Origin of the sequence: Halolamina sp. C58 (assembly GCF_051195095.1) — an archaeon.
Lineage (GTDB): Archaea > Halobacteriota > Halobacteria > Halobacteriales > Haloferacaceae > Halolamina.
The window spans coordinates 330,099-351,078 of the sequence record NZ_JBNTJY010000001.1 but is presented as its reverse complement, the minus strand read 5'-3'; the positions used below and the strand labels follow the sequence as shown (position 1 = coordinate 351,078).

Sequence of the window (20,980 nt, the reverse complement as noted above, 5' to 3'; positions counted from 1 at the left end):
CGGCCCCGAACTTCGGGCATGGATCGACGCAGGTTCCTCGCTTCGCTCGGGGCGGCGTCGACGGTCGCCGTCGCGGGCTGTTCCTCCGACGAGTCGGCGCCGAGCGGCGACGCGCCGTTCGAACACCCCGGCACCATCGACGAGACGATGGTCGCGAACGGCGACTACCCCGACGACGGTGATCCGGCCGACGGCCTCCCGCCCGAGTTCCCGGACCCGCCCGAGGCGCCGGGCGTCGACCCCGACGCGCTGGAGACGATCACGGTCAACGGCGAGACGGTGCGGCTGCTCCCGATCGAGGCGGCCCGGGCGTGGTACCTGCGCGCCGAAGCGCGCTTCGTCGACGCGCGGGGGCTGAAACAGTACACGCGCTCGCACCTCTACGGCGGCGTGCTCTCGCCCGCACAGGAGGACTCGACCGGCGGCGGGATCGACGGCTGGCCGGCCGACGCCCGCGTCGTCGCCTACTGCGGCTGCCCGCACCACCTCTCCTCGATCCGGGCCGCGGGGCTCCAGAGAGCCGGCTACGGGGACGTGTACGTCATCGACGAAGGGTTCCGCGAGTGGGCCGACAGGGGGTACCCGATGGCCGGCACCGCGTTCGGCGAAACCGACGACGCGGCGCTCTCCGAGTGGCGGATCGACGGCGAGGTCGCCGCCGAGTACGCCGGCGAGTACGCCTGGGCGTCGGTCGATCGACAGTACGAGGCCGCCCCGATCGGCGACGACGGCCGCTTCTCGATCCACCTGCGTTTCGCCGGCGTCGACGCCGAGACGGACGTGCGCGTCTCGACGCCGGCGTTCACCCGCACGCGGCCGCTGGGCGAACTCGCCGACGGCACGGTCCGCTGAGACCGTCGGTCATGGGCGCCCGGTAACACCCGTGTCACCGACTTACCTCAGGGTCAAGAACGGCTTAAGGGTCGCGCGCGCATACGGGCATCCGTGCGCGAGAACATTGATCGATCGACCGGTACCGACGTCCCGCCGGCGCGCGGGCGCACGGCGACAACCACCCGCGGCGTGGGGCGACAGTGAGCGACGTCGCCACGGAGGCCGAGATGGCCGACCTGCCTCCCAGCGCGAAGCTGGTCCACCTCGTCCTCCAGGAGAACGACCGCATGACCCAGAGTCAGGTCACCGAGGAGACCCAGCTCGCCGGCCGCACCGTCCGTGACGCGCTCGGCCGGCTCGAGGACGCCGGGCTGGTCACCGAGGAGATCTGTCTGAAGGACGCCCGCAAGCGAGTGTACACCGCGAACAGCCCGGAGTCCGGCGAGGTCGACCACGCCGAAACCGACGCCCCCGAGGGCGCGGCGACGGGTGACTAGCGAGCGAACTGACGACGCGTTCTTCGGGCCGACGTGCCATCGCCCCGGTCCGTGAGACGGTTCCGAGCTCTTCACTGACCGGCGACACCGTGACTGGCGGTCCGTTCTCGACCGAGAGCCATCACTGTCCGAAGCAGCGCGGAACACGAGCGCGACAGGCCGGAAACCGCGGTCAGATTTACGAGCGGCCGCCCGGAGATACGGACGACGGCGAGTTCGTCGGCGCCGAGGAGACACCACGCCGACCGCGCTCTCCGTCAGTGTCAGTCCTGTTCGCGTTCTTCGAGAATCCGCTCGACGATCTCGTCGGCGTGTTCGGCCAGCACCCGGACGGCGGCGTCGTGGAACTCACGGCCGGTCACGTCCCGGATCCCGTGCTCCCGGCGCAGCAGGCTCTCCACCTCGAACTCCGCGTCCTCGAGCACTTCCAGCGTCTCCGGCCGGACGTAGATGCTCTTCGCGGTGGTCGCGTCGAACTCGAAGGCCGGGCCCGCATCCGCCTCCTCGGACTCGTCGTCCGCCGGTTCTCCGGGCTCGTCGTCGGCCTCCCCGTCGGCGTCGGAGAGGCCGGCGAAGCGGTTGTCGTCAGGCATTCTCCTCCACGATCTCGGCGAGTTTGTCGAGTCTGTCGAGCATGTCGTTGTCGGGGTCGTACTCCCGGAGCGTCTGCCCGTCGCGCCACGCGCGGCTGAACGCGATGCGGTGGCGGAGCCCCGGCCCCGGGGAGTCGGGGTCGTCGAACTCGGCGGACCGGCAGAACTCGGGTAGGTGCTCCGAAAACGGCGAGTTCTCCAGGTCCTCGATGATGCGTCGCTCCTCGTTGTTGCCCGTGAGATCGTTCGGGACGATCGCGAGCAGCTCCAGATCCACCTCGTTGCGGATGGGGACGATCTGCTGGTCCCACATGCGCTCGAAGCCGCTGACGCTGGGCTCGCTCATCAGCAGCGGGACGATCACGTTGCCGGCGCCGATCAGGGCGGCGTCGGAGAGCGGTCCCAGGCTCGGCGGCGAGTCGACGACGACGTAGTCGTACTCGTCCTCGAGCAGCGGTTCGACGATGCGCCGGCGCACCCAGAGCATCCCGAACGTGGAGTTGCGGACGCGGTCGGCGATCTCGTCGAGGTCGACGTGGGCGGGGAACACGTCGAACCCGTCGCGCTCGACGACTACCTCGCTCGCGTCGACGGGATCGTCGTCGGTGAGCACGTCGCCGACGTGGGGGCTCGCCCGCTCGTACTCCGCCTTGAGGCCGACCCCCTCCGTCGCGTTCCCCTGCTGGTCGAGGTCGACCAGCAACACGTCGTGGCCGCGGACCGCGAGCGCGTCCGCGAGGTTGATCGCGACGGTGGTCTTGCCCACACCCCCCTTCTGGAGCGAGACGGCGACGGCGCCGCCCATCAGGCTGCCACCCCGCGATCCGACCCGGACGGACGGCTCCCGCGCTCGCCCGCCCGTACGGTCGCTACGTCCCGAAGCATACGTTCGAGGATCCGCCGCGGACTACTTAAGAGTTCTCACGATTCCTGCACCGCCGATACACGGAACACACTCGAAAATTTTCGAGAATTTCGGAAATCTCGGATAGTGTTCCCCCACTCGCTACGGATTCGTTCGTTCCGGCCAATACCCGTGAAATCACGGAGATGAGCGCCTGCGTACCCGAGAAATGCCTCGATAGCGGGGTCGGGGTCGAACGGCCGTGTACGGCGCTGAGAGGGCCACAAACCGGCGCGGCATCGGTATCCTGTGATTTTTACCAACTCCGGTGCTCGCTCCGGCCAGACCGGAATGAACACGAGAAAGCTCGGAATGCTCGTCGTCGCAACGATACTCACCCTCCCGTGGCTGGGGGGGTGGCTGAGCGGGGCGGCCCACGGTCTCGGAGCGCTCTCGACCGTCGCTGTCGCCGGGATCGGGATCCTCGGGGCCTCGTTCCTGCTGACTTGGGGGGCCGAGACCGCGGAGAAGGACGTGCCGCGGGCGTTCGCGATCGCCGTGCTGGCGGTGTTGGCGGTCGCGCCGGAGTACGCGGTCGACGCGCTGTACGCGTGGCAGGCCGGCGTTCAAGCCGGCACGCCCGCCGGCGCCGAAGCCGGCAACCTCGCGGTCGCGAACATGACCGGCGCGAACCGAATCCTGATCGGGATCGGCTGGGCGGGCGTGGCGCTGTACACGGTGTTCCGCTCCGGGTCGGATCAGGACGCCGCCGTGCAGGACCGGGCCGGCTTCCTCACGGACGCCGTCTCGCTCGATCGGGACATCAGCCTCGAAATCGCGTTCCTGCTCGCCGCGACCACGTGGGCGTTCCTCGTTCCGCTGGGTCCGGGGATCGACATCTTCGATATGGCGTTTCTGGTCGGGCTGTACGTCCTCTACATCGGCGTCGTCCTCCGGGGGGAGCCGGAGGAGCACGTCGAACACGTCGGCGTCCCGGCGATGCTGGGGAAGATCCCCAACCCGTTCCGGGCGCTGACGGTGATCACGCTGTTCGCGTTCTCCGGCCTGATCATCTTCACTGCCGTCGAGCCGTTCGCACACAGTCTCGAACTGCTGGGGCAGGACGTGGGCGTCCCCTCGTTCTTCATGATCCAGTGGATCGCGCCGCTGGCGTCGGAGTCGCCGGAGCTCATCGTCGTCGTCGTCCTCGTTCGGAAGGCGCGCTCGACGGCGGGGTTCAACGCGCTGATCTCCTCGAAGCTGAACCAGTGGACCCTGCTGATCGGGACGCTGGTGATCGTCCACTCGATCGCGCTGGGGGAGTACGGCGCGTTGGCGTTCGACGCGAAGCAGGAGGCCGAGATCTGGATCACCGCGGCGCAGTCGCTGTTCGCGCTCGCGCTGATCATCAACTTCGAGATCGACGTGCGGGAGGCAGTCGGACTGTTCCTCCTGTTCATCTCGCAGGTGGTGCTGGAGTTCCTCGCGCTCCGTGAGGTCGTCCACCTCCCGGTCACGGAGATCCAGCTACTGCACATGTTCACCGCGACGTACGTCCTCCTCGCGCTGGGGCTGTTCGCCGCCCGGCGGGAGGCGCTCGTCCAGCTCGTCCGCGACACGCGGGGGATCATCGCGAGCGCCGTCCACGGGAATCCCGAGGAGAACCCCGTGGCGGACGACTGATCTCGCCGGCGTTTGCCGGGCGGCGAGGACGACTGATCGGCGCGGCGACGGACTGCCGCGCCTCTGTGGCGACTGATCGTCGCGGCGACGGACTGCCGCGCCGGACGACTGATCTCGCCGGTGTTGGTCGGCCGGCGAGGCCGACCGAAGCTGTAGGAACGGCCGCTGGGCGTACGTTTTTGACGCCGCCACGTCCATCGGGACCATGGACGAACTGTCCCCGGAGCGGTTCTACGACTTCTCGATCGCGACCGGCGCCACCGTCTCCCCCGACGGGGAGCGGGTGGCGTTCCTGGTCAGCGAGTTCGACGCCGAGGAGGACGACCGCCACACGTCGCTGTTCGTCGCACCGACCGACGGCTCCGCCGAGCCCTACCGGCTCACCCGCGCCTCCAGCGCGTCCTCGCCGCAGTGGTCGCCCGACGGCGACCGCCTCGCGTTCGTCGCGGCCCGCGAGACCGACGCCGGCGTGGCCGTCGAGAACGGCGCCGAAGTCGAGGAAGACGAGGACGAAGAGAACGGCGGCCCGGTCGGCGAGGGGCCGAAGCCGCAGGTCTGGTCGTTCGACATGGCGCGCGGCGGCGACGCCCGCCAGCTCACCGACCGCGACTACGGCGTCGCGGAGTTCGACTGGGCGCCCGACGGCGACCGCCTCGTGATCGCCGCCCGCGACCCCACCGAGGAGGACGAGGAGTACCTGCAGCAGCGCAAGGAGGACGGCCCCATCGAGATCGACCGCCTCCAGCACAAGGGCGACGGCGCGGGCTGGATGGACGAGGTGTCGAGCTACCTGTTCGTCGTCGACGCCGACAGCCGCGAGACGGTCCGGCTCGACAACGCCTACGACGACGAGGAGAAGGGCGATCGCCGGGGACTCCAGCCCGCGTGGTCGCCCGACGGCGACCGGATCGCGTTCGTCGCCCAGCACGAGGAGGACCCCGACGACACTCACGTCCGGAACGTCTACACGATCCGGCCGGACGGCACGGGGTACGAGCGCTTGACCGACGCCGGGATGCGCGTCCAGCAGCCCCGCTGGTCGCCCGACGGGAGCCGGATCGCCTTCGGCGGCGGCGACCCCTACAACTGGTACAAGCCGACCGAGGCGTTCGTGCTCGACGTGGAGAGCGGCGATCTCCGGTCCGTCTCGGCCTCGCTCGACCGTACGATCGCGTTCGGCGGTAACCCCCACTGGCTCGACGACGACACGCTCGTCGGCCTGTTCGGCGACGAGGGGAACACGCGGATGGTCCGTCTCGACGCCGAGGCGGACGACCCCGAACGCGTCTTCGTCGCGCAGGGGCGGAGCAGATCCGTCTCGGGGCTCTCGGTCTCCGAGGACGGCGATACGCTGGCGTTCCGGATGGCCGATCCCACGGCCGGCGCGGACATCTACGCGATGGGTCGCGAGGGGCTCGACGCGGAGAAAGGCGCCGAAGCCGACGAAGCGGGGCTCGCACGCGTCAGCGAGGTCAACGCGGATCTCGTCGACGACCATCACGACTGCGTCCGGCTCTCGTGGGAGAACGCCGACGGCGTCACCATCCACGGGCTGGCGTACCTCCCGCCGGAGTTCGATCCCGAGGACCCCGACCCACATCCGGTGGTCTCCTCGGTCCACGGCGGCCCGATGTCGTACGACTCGCCCGCGTTCGGCTTCGACCAGCTGTTCTGGACGAGCAACGACTACATCGTCCTGCGGACGAACTACCGCGGCTCGACCTCTTACGGGCAGGAGTTCGCCGAACGCCTGCGCGGCACCCGGGGCGACAAGGAGGTCGACGACGTGGTCAGCGGCGTCGAACACCTCGTCGAGGAGGGCTGGGCTGACGAGGACCGCCTCTACCTCACCGGCTTCTCCTACGGCGGCGTCACCACCGCCGCGACGGTCACGAAGTCCGACGTGTTCGCCGCCGCGGCCGCCGAACACGGCATCTACGACTTCTACGCCACGTTCGGCACCGACGACAACCACCTCTGGCACGAGGACGAGTTCGGCCTCCCCTGGGAGAACGTCGAGACCTACCGCGAGATCTCCTCGATCACCGACGTGGGCGGCGTCGACACGCCGCTTTTGGTCACGGCGGGGGAGAACGACTGGCGCTGCCCGCCGACGCAGGCCGAACAGCTGTTCGTCTCGGTCCGCAAGCAGGGCGTCGACTCGCGGCTGGTGATCTACCCCGACGAGCACCACAACATCGGCGACCCCGACCGCGCGATTCACCGACTCGAGGAGTTGGAGAGCTGGTTCGCCGAGCACTGAGCCTGGAGCGTCGCCGCCCGGAAGCCCGAACGGAACCTTTTCTTCCCCAGTCCGTCGGTCGATTACGGACCGTCACGAACCGAACGGAACCACCCGAAGAGCATTGATTGCGATACCGACCCGAGAGAACGTATGGCGATCCACCGACCGACGGGTACGCGCGAGGACCGAAACCACGTTCGGGAGTCGAACGGGCAGCGGGGACGTGACGCGCGGCGAGATCGGCGACGGCGGATTCGCCGTGGCGCAGCACCGGCGCGTCGACGGCGGGAGCGATCGCCGGCCGTCGTCGCTCGGGACGCCCGCTCGACGCGGGCGCGCTCCCTCTCCGTGCAAGGAACCGAGTCGGAGGGTCGGAGGCGCCTCCCTCCGGTGTTCCGAACACTCGCGCGGCTGTTCGGGATCGATTCGCCACGCGGGCTGGGTCGGCTGCTCGGCACGGCCGCGAACGGTTCGCGGAGCGCGATCACCACGGGCGCGCTGCTGTGGATCGCGCTCTACGTGAGCTGGCACGCCGGCCTCGTCGAGGCCGAGGCAGCGATCTGGCTCGCCGCGGGCGCGGTCGTCGCCGCGCTCCACGCGCTGGGGCTGGACCGCCGAGACGGAGCTCCGCGGGCGGTGAATCGGACCGAGTATCGACGCCGGCGGGATCGAGCCGCCCCCGTGAATCGGCGCCTCAGCCGTCCCGCGCGGCGAGCCGGTAGCGCTTCCCACGGGCGTCGCGCTCGGTCTCGATCAGGTTGTAGTGTTCCAGCTTCGGCAGGTGGCTCTTCCGCAGCGCGCGGAGTGTGATCGGGTCGGCGTGAGCCTGCTCGTACCGCTCGTACAGCTCCTTCTGGATCAGCGGACCGTGTTCCTCGATACACTCGTACAGCACGCGCTGGTGATCGTTGAGCTTCGAGATCGTCTTCCGCCTGACCTCGGCCTCGGCGTCGAAGACGGCGTCCTCGACGAGCCGGGCCGGGATCGCCGACAGCCCCTCCCGCTCGCTCTTGCGGGCGGCTACGCGGAGCGCGGTGATCGCCTGCCGGGCGTCGCCGTCGACGCGCTCGGCGATGCGCTGCAGGGTCTCACGCTCGACGGCGCCGGCTTCCAGCCCCTGTGCGGCCCGGCGGTCGAGGATCTCCGTGATCGTCTCGACGGTGTAGCGGTCGAACTGCACGCGGTAGCCCACGGAGACGCGGGAGTGGACGCGCTCGTCGAGCCGCGCGAGCAGGTCCACCTCGCGGTTCGCGATACAGATCCACGCGAGCCCGGGCACCGAGTGGAGGTCGTACAGCGTGTTCGGCTCCTGAAGCTGGTCGACCTCGTCGAGCACGACGACGCTCGGCCCGTCGAGGCCGGTCTGGAGCGCGTCGATCAGGTCGCGGGTCGCCGCGTTCTTCGGAACCGCGGCGTCGACGAGCGCGTTCGCCGCGCGTTCGAGCACGCTGCGCCGGGTGTAGTCCGTCCAGCAGTTGACGTAGGCGGTCGGCACGTCGAGCACCTCGCGGCGGAGCTCCCGGACGGCGGCGCGGGCGACGGTGGTCTTGCCGGCGCCGCTGGGGCCGAACAGGAAGCAGTTCTCGGCGCGTGCGCCGTGCTCGACGGGCGCGAGCGCGTCGGTCACCTCGTTCATCTGGCTGTTGCGCCCGACGATCTCCCGGGGGAGATGCTCGTCCTCGAAGACCGTCCCGTCTCGCAGCATCTACCCGCAGCAGTGGGCCGACGGCGGCATAAGTGACCCCCCTGTCGTTCCGGTCGGTTCCGTTCGGAACTGTGGCGCTACTCTATATCTCTGTATACAGTTTATTCGGTCGAACGACGCCGCGCTTCGAGGCGTCGGCGCTACGCCCGCAGCGCGTCGCCGAGATCACGTCCGACGCGGGAGGCGACCGTCTCGGCGGCGTCGATCTCCATCGTCGCGAACCCGTGGACTTGTGCGGGGTAGTTCTCGTAGCGCACGTCGACGCCGTCGGCGAGCAACTGCTCGGCGTACCCCTTGCCGGCGTCGCGGAGGGGGTCGAACCCCGCGGTGACCACCGTCGCGGGCGCGACGCCCGAGAGATCGTCGGCCCGTGCGGGGTCGGCGTAGGGGTTGCGCCGGTGAACCTCGCTGCCGTAGTAACACTGCTCGAAGAACCGCAAGTCGCCCTCGGTCAGCACGATCCCCGCGTTCTCCCGGACCGACTCCTGCTCCTCCTCGACGCCTGCCGCGGGGTAGATGAGTGCCTGATGGGCCAGCTCCGGCCCGTCACGCTCGGCGGCCATCAGCGCGACGACGGCCGCGAGCGTCGCGCCCGCGCTGTCGCCCGCGACCGCGAGGCCCTGTGCGCCGCCGAGGCGGTCGGGGTTGTCGGCGGCCCACTCCGTCGCCGCGTACGCGTCCTCGACGGCCGCCGGGAACGGATGTTCGGGCGCGAGCCGATAGGCGACCGAGAGCACCGCACAGCCGCTCTCGCGTGTCAGCCGCCGGCAGAGGACGTCGTGGGTCTCCAATCCGCCGATCACGAATCCGCCGCCGTGGAAGAACACGATCGTCGGGACGGCGTCCTCGTCCTTCGGCCGGTAGCGGCGCGCGCGGAGCCTCCCGGCCGGCCCGGGGATCGTGAAGTCGGTGACGGAACCGACCGCCGGCGGGTTCCAGTTCCCGTACTTCCCCGCCAGCCGGGCGACTGGACGGAGGAGCTTCAGTCCGAGCCGACTGTGGGGGAGCGAGAACCGCCGTCTGTCGAGTGCCGCCTTCGCTTGCGGGTCGATCTCGTCTGCCTGCACGTGCCGGCGTTCGGCCGGCGGCGACATATAGCCACCGAGCGGAAAATTCACACCTCTCCAGCGTGGACGATCAGATATGGCCCAGATCGAAGTCGATCTCCCCGACCGCATCACCGGCGAACTCGACCGACTCGTCGAATCCGGCGAGTTCCTGAACCGCGAGCGCGCCGTCGAGGACCTGCTCCAGCGCGGCGTCTCCGCCTACGACATCGAGGAAGAGCCCACCGAGGAGCTGGACAGCGACCTGTTCACCCAGACCGTCGAGGACCAGCAGGACCCCGCGATGCAGGAGGGGGGCAACGAGGACGAACCGACGTTCTGACCGCTGCCGTCGCTTTTCGGATTTTTTCGAAGCGTCGTCGCGCCACGAGGGTCGACCACGGCAACATCCGAACGTGCCGAGCAGTAACTCCCGAGTGTAGAAGCGAGCAAGGAGGACGACGCCCGATGTGGGGCGGGCGAACGTGAAGATCACGCCGGACCGTGGGATGTGGGGTGGGGGGGATGCCGGAATGCGTCGGCGTACGGTCTGGTGTCCTCCTTACTGCGTTAAGACCATTGGGCTGCTGCATTATTTAGCTGTCGGCTATACTGACCGAACTGGAAACCCAACGGGGCTAGCAGGCCGCCAGTTAGTCGGTCCCCCCGTCGGGGCCGATGCTTCCCCGTTTCGGGAGAACTACGATCTCCGTAGGTTCTGACCCCGACAGCGGCGATCAGCGTTGCTCGCTCACAGCGCCCTCGAACGGCTCTAGAACACCGGCTACTCGGTCGTGGACGCGGTACGAGGCCCTTCGCCGCCCACCAATCGGAAAGGAGACTGCGCGTATCGGAAAATATATTTTTGCAGTAGCTATTTTCTCACTTCCTACGCGTAGTTATACATTTCTTATCACCAAGACCATGCCTGAGTTGGACAACCTTAATACACGGAAGCTACACTATTCTCACGATGGCGAAGACAAACCAAGAGTGGTGGCCACAGATGCTGAACGTGGACATCCTCGACGAGAACGAACGGGACGTGAGCCCGTACGACGAGGATTTCGACTACGCGGAGGAGTTCCAGAAGCTCGACCTCGAGGAGGTCAAAGCCGACATCCGACAGGTGATGATGGACTCGAAGGACTGGTGGCCCGCGGACTACGGCACCTACGGCCCGCTGTTCATCCGGATGGCCTGGCACAGCGCCGGGACCTACCGGACCGCCGACGGCCGCGCCGGCGCCTCCGGCGGCCTGCAGCGACTCCCGCCGGAGAGTAGCTGGCCGGACAACATCAACCTCGACAAGGCACGCCGCCTGCTCCAGCCGGTCAAGCTGAAGTACGGTCGCAAGCTCTCGTGGGGCGACCTGATCGTCCTCGCCGGGAACGTGGCGCTGGAGACGATGGGGTTCGAGACGTTCGGCTTCGCGGGCGGCCGCGAGGACGAGTTCAAGTCCAACGAGGCGACCGTCTGGGGGCCCGAGGAGAACTGGGAGGAGACCTCCCCCGAGCGCTTCGAGGACGGCGAAGTTGGCAACCTCAAGGACCCGCTCGCGAACACCGTGATGGGGCTCATCTACGTCAACCCCGAAGGCCCCTACGGCGAGCCCGACGTGGAAGGCTCCGCGGCGAACATCCGCGAGGAGTTCAGCCGCATGGCGATGAACGACGAGGAGACGGTCGCGCTGATCGCCGGCGGCCACACGTTCGGGAAGGTCCACGGCGCCGACGACCCCGAGGACCACCTCGGCCCCGCACCCGAGGGAGCGCCCATCGACGAGCAGGGGCTCGGCTGGGACCACGACTTCGACGAGATCCCGGGGATGATCACCAGCGGGATCGAGGGCCCCTGGAACGATACGCCGACGCAGTGGGACACGGGCTACGTCGACAACCTGCTCGACAACGAGTGGACCTCGGTCAAGGGTCCCGGCGGCGCGTGGCAGTGGACGCCGGTCGACGCCGACGACGTTGAGGACGCCCCCGGCGCCCAGAACCCCGAGGAGTCCGAGGAGCCGATGATGCTGACGACCGACGTGGCGCTGAAACACGACGACGACTACCGCGAGGTGCTCGAGCGCTTCCAGGAGAACCCCGACGAGTTCCAGGAGGCGTTCGCGAAGGCGTGGTACAAGCTGATCCACCGCGACATGGGCCCGCCCGAGCGACTGCTCGGCCCCGAGGTCCCCGACGAGACGTTCGTCTGGCAGGACCCGCTTCCTGACGCCGACTACGACCTGATCGGCGACGAAGAGGTCGCCGAGCTCGAGGAGGCGGTGCTCGACACCGACCTCTCGCGTACCCAGCTGATCAAGACGGCGTGGGCCTCCGCCTCGACGTACCGCGAGAGCGATAAGCGCGGCGGCGCCAACGGCGCCCGGGTCCGGCTGGAGCCCCAGCGGAGCTGGGAGGTCAACGAGCCCGAGGAGCTGGAGACGGTGCTCGAGACGCTCGAAGGCGTGCAGGAGGAGTTCAACGGTTCGCGTGACGACGACGTGCGCGTCTCGCTCGCCGACCTGATCGTCCTCGCCGGCAACGTCGCCGTGGAGCAGGCCGCGGCCGACGCGGGCTACGACGTCGACGTGCCGTTCGAGCCCGGCCGCACCGACGCGACCGCGGAGCAGACCGACGAGGAGTCCTTCGAGCACCTCGAGCCGAAGGTCGACGGGTTCCGCAACTACCTCGGCAGCGGCGACTACGACGACATGTACGACACGCCCGAGGAGCGGCTGGTCGACAAGGCCGAGCTGCTCAACCTCACGGTGCCGGACATGACGGCGCTGGTCGGCGGGATGCGTTCGCTGGGCGCGACCTACGGCGACAGCGACCGCGGCGTGTTCACCGACGAGCCCGGCACGCTGACCAACGACTTCTTCGACGTCCTGCTCGACATGGAGTACGAGTGGGTGTCCGTCGACGAGGACGACGAGGTGTTCGAGGTCCGCGACCGCGACACCGGCGAGGTCGAGTACGAGGCGACCCGCCTCGACCTGATCTTCGGCTCCAACGCGCGCCTGCGCGCCACGGCCGACGTGTACGGTGCCGACGACGGCGAGCAGGAACTCGTCGAGGACTTCGTCGACGCGTGGACGAAGGTCATGCGGAACGACCGCTTCGACCTCGAGTAGATCCGACCGCTCTCGGTTTTCGATTTTTCGGGAGGTAGCTACCGAGCTTCTGGTCCGCGGCGACAGCCGAGCCTCGTCCGGACCGATCACACGCGCTGGCCGGCCAGCCGAACCGCGCCAGCACCGACGAGGGTCGCCGCGCCGGCGACGAGAAACGCCGGCTCGTACGTCCCGAGCGCGTCGTAGGCCGCGCCGGCGGCGGGGGGCGCGAACAGCCCCGACACCGCAAACGCCATCGAAGCCAGTCCGAACACCGCGTTGATGTTCTCGCGGCCGAACAGCGCCGCGACCAGCGGCGACAGCAGCGCGCCGTTGCCGCCGTAAGCCAGTCCGAACACGACCGCGAACGCGGCGATCCCCACGGTCGACGACGCGAACGCCAGCCAGAGCGTCGCCAACCCCATCACGGCGGAGCAGGCGACGAACACGCGTAACCGCCCGACAGTGTCGGCGACGTGCCCGATCGCGACACGCCCGAGCGCGCTCACGAGGCCGACCGTCGCCAGCGCCCACACGCCCACGCTCGCGTCGAGGCCGATCCCCTCCGCGTACAGGACGAGGTGAGCGAGCACGGCGTACAGCGAGCCGTAGATCGACACCCAGCCCGCCGCGAGCAGGCCGAACGCCGGCGTGAACGCGATCGAGCGCACGGCCGCGAACTGCTCGGGCAGGGGCTCCCGGTTCGGCGCCGGCGGCGCGCCGACGAACTCTCCGGACGGCGGTTCGACGCCCGCGGAGCCGGGATCGTCGCGGACGAGCAGCGTCGCGAGCAGGAGGAGCCCGCCGGCGGCCGCCGCCAGCACGAGCAACACGTCCCGCCAGCCGAGTTCGGCGATCAGCGACGCCGCGGAGGGGACGACGGCGAACATCCCGACGCCCAGCCCGGCCGACGCGAGCCCGCCGGCGAGGCCGAGCCGCCGGTCGAACCACCGGGTGACGGTGCCGTAGGCGACGACGTAGACGACACTGAGTCCCACCCCCGTCACGACGCCGTACGTCAGGATCAGCGCCGCGAGGCTGCCCGCCCGGCTGGCCGCCGCCAGCCCGCCGGCCGTCAGGAGCCCGCCGACGGCGAGGGCCCGCCGGGTGCCGTAGCGGTCGATCAGCACGCCCAGCCCGCTCGCACCGACGTAGATCGCGACCGTCTGGACGCCGAAGGCGAGCGAACTCGGCCCGCGCGCGCCGCCGAACGCGTCGACGATCCGGTCGAGAAAGACGCCGAAGGAGTAGCTCAGGCCGAAGACGACGAACGTCCCCAGAAACGAGGCCGCGACGACCGCCCAGCCGTAGTACGGGCGGCGACGCGACGGAGGGCTCGGGAGCACGGGGAACAGGTGTTCAGTACGGCACCGCGTACAGCACGATCGCGAGGAACGGGATCAGCGCCAGCAGCATCGCGATCGCGTAGCCGAACATCTCCCGCGCCTTGACGCCGGTGATCGCCAGCAGCGGCAGCGCCCAGAACGGGTTCAGCAGGTTCGTGTGGGCGTCGCCGACCGCGTACGCGATCGTCGCCTGCCCGTAGGGAACGCCGAGGTCCTGTGCGGCCTGCAGCACCGAGGGGCCGACGACCAGCCACTCGCCGCCGCCGGAGGGGACGAACAGGTTCGCGATCGCGCCAGTGACCCACGCGATCACGGGGTACGTCGCGGCGGTCGAGACGCTGAGCAGCGCCTCCGCGAGCAGCGTCGCCAGCCCCGCGCCGCTCATGATCCCCTGAATGCCGGCGAAGAAGGGGAACAGGAGGATGATCCCGGCGGCGGCGCCGGCGGCGTCGTTGAACCGCTCGCGGTAGTACGCCGGCCGCTGGTAGATCAGAATCCCGGCCATCAGGAAGCCGAAGTTGACGGCGTTGAGCGTGAACGCGCCGAGCCCGCTCTGGACGAACTGGTAGGCCAGGATGAGCACGCCCGACAGCGCGATCAGGCCGCCCAGCACCCGGCTGTTGTTGAGTCGCTCGGAGGGGAGGTCGCCGTCGGTCTCGGCCGGCTCGTCGACGGCTTCCGCCGCCGCGGAGGCGGCCTCCTCGTCGGCAGCGCCGCCGCCGGTCGCGTCGAACAGCTCCTCCTCGTCGACGAACTCGGTGATCCCCTTCGCGCGCTCACCCGAGGGCGCCAGCACGTACAGCACCAGCGTCGCGAACGCGATCGACAGCAGCGTCAGCGAGATCGCGTAGGGGTGGAAGATCGTCTCGGCGGCGGGAACCGTCGACTCGAGGAAGCCGAATCCGGTCCCCTCCCCGATGTTGGCGGCGTCGGTCAGCTGCAGCGGCGCCGACGCCGAGAGGCCCCAGTGCCACGTCAGCCCCAGCCCCATGTACCCCCCGACCGCGAGCAGCGGGTAGTGGGCGTCGATCCCCTCCTCGTGGGCGGCTTTCCCCATCTCGCGGGCGAAGATCGCACCCATGATGAGGCTGAACCCCCAGTGGATCCACGCCAGCGACATCGAGACGAGGCCGACGAACGCCGCGGCCTGCGCCCCGGTCGCCGGCACCCGCGCGAGCCGCTGGAGTAAGTTGTTGACCCGCGGGTGGTAGGCGATCACGAAGCCGGTCATCAGGATGAGCACCATCTGCATCGAGAAGCCGAGGAACGCCCAGAACCCGTCGTACCAGTACTGGAGCAGCTCCCCGGGACCCGAGCCGGTCGCCAACCCCGCGACGAACACGATGTACGTGAGCAGGATGGCGAACACGAACGGGCTCGGCATCCACCGCTCGACGATCTCGGACATCCGGAACCCGATGCGCTCGATCGTACTGCCGTTACTGTCGCTGGAAGACATACAGCGATTCGGGTCGGCTGGCGGGGATAAATAACTCCGGAATGGGGAAAGCGCTACTCCGCGGGCGTCGTCGTCGCCTGCGGCAGCCGGCGCTTGAGGAAGTCGTCCAGCGTGCGCAGCATCCGGATCTTCTGGTCGATGTCCGAGGAGGCGTGGCCCTCCTCGCCGAGTTCCACGTATTCATAGTCGGCGTCTTCCCCCTCCTCGTAGCCGGCCTCCTCCAGCGCGTCCCGAAAGATCCGGGCCTGCGAGACGGGGACGCGGCGGTCGTTGACGCCGTGGACCATCAGCAGCGGCGCCGCGAGGTTCTCGACGTGGGTGACCGGCGAGCGCTCCCGGTAGAGCTCGGGGTTCTCTTCGGGCGTGCCGAGGTACTTCTCCATCAGCTCGGTCCGGAAGTGTGGCATCGTGTTCTCGAACATGTCCTCGAGGTCGGTCACGCCGATCCACGCGATCCCCGCGGCGTACAGTTCGGGGTACTGGACCATCTGCCAGTACGCCGAGTAGCCGCCGTAGGAGCCACCGAACACGACGATCCGGTCCTCGTCGATCCAGTCCTCGGCGCTGACCTGTCGGGCCGCCTCGGCGATGTCCGCCTGCTCGCCGCCGCCCCAGTCGCCGTAGAGGCGCTCGACGAACTCCCGACCCCGACCCGTGGAGCCGCGGTAGTTCACCTTCAGCACCGAGTACCCCCGCGAGAGCAGGAACTGGGTGTACATGTCGAACGACTTGTAGTCCGCCGCGCGCGGGCCGCCGTGAGGGTTGACCACCAGCGGCGACGGCCGCTGGCCGGAGTCGTACAGCAGCGCGCCGATCTCGAGGCCGTCGTGGCTCTCGAACGTGAAGTACTCCGCCGGGACGAACCGATCGGGGTCGAACTCGCCGTACTCTGCCGCCAGCAGCGTCTCCGTCCCGCCCGTTCCGAGATCGTGGGCCAACAGGTCCGACCGGCTGTCGGTGGTGGTGTGGCTCACGAGCACGCGATCGCCGGCGAGGATCGGGGCGCGGGCGCCGGAGAACGCGGCGACGCCCTCGGGCACGTCGAGTTCGCGCCCCTCGCCGCTCTCGATATCGTACACCAGCGGCACGACGGCGGCGTCGCGGGTCCGGAGTGCGAGGAAGCGCTCGCCGTCGGGGAGGAACGCGACCGGGCTCTCCTCGGCGGTCAGGTCGCCGAACCACGTCACCTCGTCGCTCGCGAGGTCGTAGACGCCGCAGCGAGTGAAGTTCTCGGTGTTGTCCGAGACGAGCAGTCGGTCGCCGTCGGGGCCCCAGTCGGCGAAGCCGGCCTCCGCACCGTCCTCGCCGATGTGGAGGTTCCGGGGGTCCGAGCCGTCGGCCGCGGCGACGTACACGTCCTGATTGTTGTAGTCGTCGGACTCGTTGGTCGTGTACGCCAGCCGGTCGACGCCGGGCGAGAACCCGCCGCTGCCGGCCGCGCGGTCGTAGTCGGTCAGCTTCGACACCTCGCCGGTGGGGAGGTCGTACGCGAAGAGGTTCATCTGCCCGTCGCGGTTCGAGCCGAGCAGGAGGGTTTCGCCGTCGTCGGCCACGTCGACCAGCGCGGTCTGCCCGTCGAGGTCGGTGAGCTGTTCCACCTCGCCCTCGGAGTCGCCCCGGACGCCGATCCGGTAGATGTCGTTCTGCTCGTTGCCGCCCTCGTCGTCGTGGAAGTACACCCAGTCGCCGTCGGCGCTCCAGTCGACGTGCCAGCGGGCGTTGCGCGGCACCTCGCCGTCGCTGATCTGTCGACGTTCGCCGGTCTCCACGTCGAGGACGTGGAGTTCGTTCCGCCCGGTCACGTCGTAGTAGAGGGCGACGCGATCGCCGTCGGGGGACGCGACGGCGTGCTGGAAGCTCGGAAGGCTCGCGAGGCGTTCGAGGAAGTCGTCTGCCATAGTCACGCTGTCTTACTCCGGGGGTAAAGTGTTGACTGAACAGTCAGTATGGGCCGCCTTTCAGCGGTGCTGGTCCCAGAAGCGTTCGACGCCGAACGCCAGCATGTCCGGCGAAACGGGCTGGAACTCCTCGCGTTCGCGCTCGGGCAGGTACTCCCGGACCGAGTTCCACGATTCGCGGGCGTAGCGGGCGTCGACGAGCGCGCGGATGCCGACCTCTTCGGGCCCGCGGATCACGCGCCCGATCGCCTGTCGGGCCTTGCGGACCGCCGGCACCGTGAGCGCAGTTTCGAACCCATCCCCGAACTCGCGGTCGTAGGCGGTCCGCACCGCCCGCGTCCGCGGGGAGGCGGTGTTGATGATCGGGACGCCGCAGACGACCGCCGCCGCGAGTCGGTCGCCCTGGTAGTCGACGCCCTCGGTCAGCGTCCCGCGGATGCTCGTCACGAGGGCTTTCGGCTCCCCGTCGAAGAACTCGGCTTTCAGCTCCTCGGTCACCTCGTCGGTCGAGGAGCTGTCGAGGAGCACGGGCTTGTCGAGGCGGTTCTCGAGCGCGTCGGCCATCCACTCGGCCTCGCCGTAGCTGGGCATCCCCACGAGGACGTTCCCGGGCGAGCGTGCGACCGTCGCGGCCGCATCGACGTGCATCCGGCGGCACTCGGTGTCCTCGTTCGGATCGCCGCGATTGCTGTAGGTGAACTTCGGCGCGTCGACCGCGAAGGAGGCGCGGTTCGACTCCGGGAACCCCAGCCCGTAGCTCCGGGTGGTGACCGGCCGCCCCTCCGCTTCGAGGTGGTTCAGCCCCGTCACCTCCCGGAACACGTCGAGCGGTTCGAGCGTCGCGCTCATGAGGACGCCGCCGCCGAACGCCGCGAGCCGGTCGCCGATCGCCCGGCTGGGGACGCAGTTATGCAGGGAGAGCCGGGCGTTGTACGCCCGACGCCAGGAGTCCGGCCGCTCGCTCTCGTCCCACGTGCGCGAGAGCTCGATCTCGCGGAAGAACGACTCGTGGTCCTCGCGGTACCACGCGTTCAGCACTCGACCCACCGTCGTGACTGCCCGCGAGGCGTCCTCGTCTTCGACCTCGTTCAGGATCCGCGCGACGACGGCGCCGACGACCTCCGCGCGGGCCCAGACCGCCTCGCCGAACCCCTCGCGTTCCGCCCACTCGGTGATCTCGTCGGACTGGGGCGTCTCGGGGTCCCGCAGCGGCAGTTCGTGGTCGTCTAGCTCGGCCAACTCCGCGCGCCAGCCCGGGCGCTCGCGGTCGAGGTGGGCTTTCACCCGCCGGTCGAGCTCCTCGCGCAACGATTCGCAGAAATTCCGCAGATTCCGAAGTTCGTCCAGTTTTACGTCGCTCTCCTGCAGCTCGCCGCGGACGAGGTCGGCGTCGTCGTTCCCGGCCGAAGGCGTACTCTCGTCGTCGAACTCGCCGGCTGCCTGTGCCGGCGAGTCTGCGAACTCGACGGCTTGGAGGATCCGCGTCAGCTCCGACACCGCGTCGCGAAGGGTCCGGTCGCCCACGCCGTCGCTCACCAGATCCCGAACTCGCGGTTCGAGCATGTGTGCCTCGTCACAGACGACGAACGTCGACTCGTCGACGAGCGCACCGGTGAACTGCCCCGACGTGGTCGGGTCGAACGCGTGGTAGTAGTTCCCGATCACGACCTCGACGTGGCCGAGAATCGCCCCCATGATCGAGTGCGGACAACTGCCGTGGCCCGCCGCGAGGCCGACCAACTCCTCGGTGTCGATCAGGCCGCGGTCGGTGAAGTCGAACGGCACCGCCTCCGCGGGGTCGCCGTCCTCCGGGAGGTCGGCGAGGTACTGCGCGTAGAACGGGCAGTACTCGGTGCTCCCCGTGCCGGTGCCGTACTCCTCGGTGTCCGGGCGGTACGGCGTCGGCTCGCCCGCGGTTTCGAGGTAGTCGGCGCCGCCGCCACCCGAGTCCGCGATCCCCACCTGCTGGCTGCGGGCCTGACTCGCGAGCGCGTCGGCGGTCGTCGGCCCGCCGTCGGCGGTGAGGTTCCGCGTCCGCTCGCGCAGCCCCTCACAGCGGTCGTACACGTTCTCGTCGTCGACGCCGCCGCGGTTCTCGCGGGCGTACGGGCACACGTCTGCCTTTCCGACGAGCGTCAGTCCGGAGACGGGGTCGTACGCCTCGGGCAGGTTCTCGTTGATCGTTCGAAGGTCGGCCTCGAACTGGCGCAGCTGCTGCTTGACGCTTGTGAGGACGAGCACGCGCTCGAACTCGGAGTCGGGGTCGCGCACGCGGTCCAGTCCCGCAGAGAGCGCGAGCATCGTCTTTCCGGTCCCGCAGGCGCCCTCCAGCGCGAGGAAGCCGCCGTCGTCCGCAGCATCGACGGCGGCCTCGATCCCGTCGCGCTGTTCGGGGTACGGCTCCGGGTGGCCGAACAGGTCGCGCCAACTCACTACCGGAGACTGGGCGGCGGCCAGTTTAGGCATGTCGAACGTGGTCGCGCCTCCGCACTTGAACGCTCGTCCGACCACTCAAGTGCGATGACGGGGCCACGCCTCGTGTGACCTGAGAACCGCCGGGTGGGAGACGAGGCGGGAGCGCGAGAGATCCCACCCCGGTGCGGCCTCGCCTGTCAGCCAACTACGTCTCTCGACGGCGCTGCACGGTCGGGACGAGGACCGCCGCTGCCGGGTGTTCGTGAGTGGGTAACGTTTACTATAGCTCACGTAAACGTATCGTCCGAATGCTATCTCCTTCCGCCCACACGAAACTATTGTCCGGGCAGCACGGGACCGTCGTCTCCGCCGCCGGAGGTCGGTCAGGGTGATCGACGACGAGCCCGACCAGTCCGAACCACCGTCGTACACGCGGATCGACAGTTTCCGTGCGGGCGGCATCCGGTGGGGAAGCCGGTCTCGTCGTCGGCGACGAGGGGTTCGACGTGCTGATCGGCGAGCTTTGACCCTCCGCTAACGAGTTTTTGCGGCGACACGGGTCGCGTGCGACCGGTCAAAACCGCCCGTCAGCCAAACGCTTACCTTCGGCGCCGTCGCGCACTCGGGTATGACAAGCAACGCTGCCGGACCGAGTCGAGGCCTGCCCGACCGGGCCCGGGCGAGGGGGTGCTGAGTCGGATGGCGGCCGACGAGTCGGTAGAGGAGCCTGACGTCGACGACCTGCTCGACGAGCTCGAGGCGCTCGAACTCGAGCTCGCCGACGAGGACCACGAAACCCAGTCCCGGGTGCGCGAGAGCATCCGGATGGCCAGACGAATCGACGAGGAGACGCCCGTCTTCGGCCGGGTGATCAAGGGGTTCGACCGCCACGACGCCGCCGAGGCGCTGGTCGGAAGCGTCGTGTTCGGCATCCCGATGGTGATCGAAGGCGGGACGCTCGAGGCCGGCGTCTACCTCGCCGCCCACCCGCTCTACTTCCTCGCGACGCTCGTGTTCGGCGTCAGCATCGTCACCGGGCTGCTGTACGTGGCCGAGATTCAGGACGTGCGCGTCGTCGACCCGATCTTCGGCATCGTCCCGCGCCGACCCGTCGGGCTGCTCACTATCGCCGCGCTGACGGCGCTGTTCATGATGACCACGTGGGGGCGCGTCGACTGGGCCGAGCCTTGGGTCGCCGTCTGTCAGACCGCGGTGTGTTTCGTCGGGATGGCGATCGGCGGCGCGCTCGGGGACATCCTCCCCGGGAGCTGAGATGTCGCCCACCGAGTACAACGGCCACGAA

Annotated in this window: 15 protein-coding genes; 7 read left to right on the top strand and 8 right to left on the bottom strand. The window is 69.2% G+C overall.

The features are described 5' to 3' along the window. Window positions 1-18: 18 nt before the first annotated feature. Both ACQUSM_RS01930 and ACQUSM_RS01925 read left to right on the top strand, forming a co-directional pair. The gene (locus ACQUSM_RS01930) at window positions 19-852 is read left to right on the top strand and encodes a rhodanese-like domain-containing protein (RefSeq protein ID WP_435115197.1); all 834 of its coding nucleotides are present in this window, start codon (window positions 19-21) and stop codon (window positions 850-852) included. Between the two features lie 209 nt (window positions 853-1,061). After that, window positions 1,062-1,331, top strand: a complete 270-nt coding sequence (locus tag ACQUSM_RS01925; protein ID WP_435118259.1) for a winged helix-turn-helix transcriptional regulator — start codon at window positions 1,062-1,064, stop codon at window positions 1,329-1,331. 263 nt (window positions 1,332-1,594) lie between these two features. Here the strand turns inward: ACQUSM_RS01925 and ACQUSM_RS01920 are convergent, their stop codons facing one another. Beyond that, complete coding sequence (locus ACQUSM_RS01920) at window positions 1,595-1,924, bottom strand: hypothetical protein (RefSeq protein WP_435115196.1); 330 nt, start codon at window positions 1,922-1,924, stop codon at window positions 1,595-1,597. Continuing rightward, complete coding sequence (locus tag ACQUSM_RS01915; protein ID WP_435115195.1) at window positions 1,917-2,729, bottom strand: ParA family protein; 813 nt, start codon at window positions 2,727-2,729, stop codon at window positions 1,917-1,919. The genes ACQUSM_RS01920 and ACQUSM_RS01915 overlap by 8 nt, the downstream gene beginning before the upstream one ends. Window positions 2,730-3,119: 390 nt before the next feature. Between ACQUSM_RS01915 and ACQUSM_RS01910 the strand changes: the two genes are divergently transcribed. Together ACQUSM_RS01910 and ACQUSM_RS01905 are read left to right on the top strand one after the other, a co-directional pair. Next, entirely contained in the window at window positions 3,120-4,451 is a 1,332-nt protein-coding gene (locus ACQUSM_RS01910; protein WP_435115194.1) for a sodium:calcium antiporter, read from the top strand. A gap of 205 nt (window positions 4,452-4,656) precedes the next feature. Then, the gene (locus tag ACQUSM_RS01905; RefSeq protein ID WP_435115193.1) at window positions 4,657-6,714 is read left to right on the top strand and encodes a prolyl oligopeptidase family serine peptidase; all 2,058 of its coding nucleotides are present in this window, start codon (window positions 4,657-4,659) and stop codon (window positions 6,712-6,714) included. A gap of 676 nt (window positions 6,715-7,390) precedes the next feature. On the opposite strand, the gene ACQUSM_RS01900 is transcribed toward ACQUSM_RS01905, so the two are convergent. Then, window positions 7,391-8,401, bottom strand: a complete 1,011-nt coding sequence (locus ACQUSM_RS01900; protein WP_435115192.1) for a Cdc6/Cdc18 family protein — start codon at window positions 8,399-8,401, stop codon at window positions 7,391-7,393. Window positions 8,402-8,541: 140 nt separating this feature from the next. Then, window positions 8,542-9,468, bottom strand: a complete 927-nt coding sequence (locus tag ACQUSM_RS01895; RefSeq protein ID WP_435115191.1) for an alpha/beta hydrolase — start codon at window positions 9,466-9,468, stop codon at window positions 8,542-8,544. A gap of 76 nt (window positions 9,469-9,544) precedes the next feature. Here ACQUSM_RS01895 and ACQUSM_RS01890 point away from each other — a divergent pair, with 76 nt between their 5' ends. Together ACQUSM_RS01890 and katG are read left to right on the top strand one after the other, a co-directional pair. After that, window positions 9,545-9,790 (top strand): DUF7120 family protein, encoded by a 246-nt coding sequence (locus ACQUSM_RS01890; RefSeq protein ID WP_435115190.1) that lies wholly within the window; start codon window positions 9,545-9,547, stop codon window positions 9,788-9,790. A gap of 630 nt (window positions 9,791-10,420) precedes the next feature. Beyond that, complete coding sequence (katG, locus tag ACQUSM_RS01885; RefSeq protein WP_435115189.1) at window positions 10,421-12,580, top strand: catalase/peroxidase HPI; 2,160 nt, start codon at window positions 10,421-10,423, stop codon at window positions 12,578-12,580. A gap of 86 nt (window positions 12,581-12,666) precedes the next feature. On the opposite strand, the gene ACQUSM_RS01880 is transcribed toward katG, so the two are convergent. The 4 genes from ACQUSM_RS01880 to ACQUSM_RS01865 are packed head-to-tail and all read right to left on the bottom strand — an operon-like array spanning window position 12,667 to window position 19,728. Next, window positions 12,667-13,905 carry an MFS transporter gene (locus ACQUSM_RS01880; protein WP_435115188.1) on the bottom strand — a complete coding sequence of 413 codons (1,239 nt, stop codon included), beginning with the start codon at window positions 13,903-13,905 and terminating at the stop codon, window positions 12,667-12,669. Between the two features lie 13 nt (window positions 13,906-13,918). Beyond that, window positions 13,919-15,364, bottom strand: coding sequence for a short-chain fatty acid transporter (locus tag ACQUSM_RS01875; RefSeq protein WP_435115187.1), 1,446 nt, complete (start codon window positions 15,362-15,364; stop codon window positions 13,919-13,921). A gap of 53 nt (window positions 15,365-15,417) precedes the next feature. Next, window positions 15,418-17,262, bottom strand: a complete 1,845-nt coding sequence (locus ACQUSM_RS01870; RefSeq protein ID WP_435115186.1) for a S9 family peptidase — start codon at window positions 17,260-17,262, stop codon at window positions 15,418-15,420. Window positions 17,263-17,322: 60 nt separating this feature from the next. Beyond that, window positions 17,323-19,728 (bottom strand): ATP-dependent DNA helicase, encoded by a 2,406-nt coding sequence (locus ACQUSM_RS01865; protein WP_435115184.1) that lies wholly within the window; start codon window positions 19,726-19,728, stop codon window positions 17,323-17,325. A gap of 648 nt (window positions 19,729-20,376) precedes the next feature. Here ACQUSM_RS01865 and ACQUSM_RS01860 point away from each other — a divergent pair. Beyond that, window positions 20,377-20,949 (top strand): DUF2391 domain-containing protein, encoded by a 573-nt coding sequence (locus tag ACQUSM_RS01860; RefSeq protein ID WP_435115183.1) that lies wholly within the window; start codon window positions 20,377-20,379, stop codon window positions 20,947-20,949. Window positions 20,950-20,980: the final 31 nt, after the last annotated feature.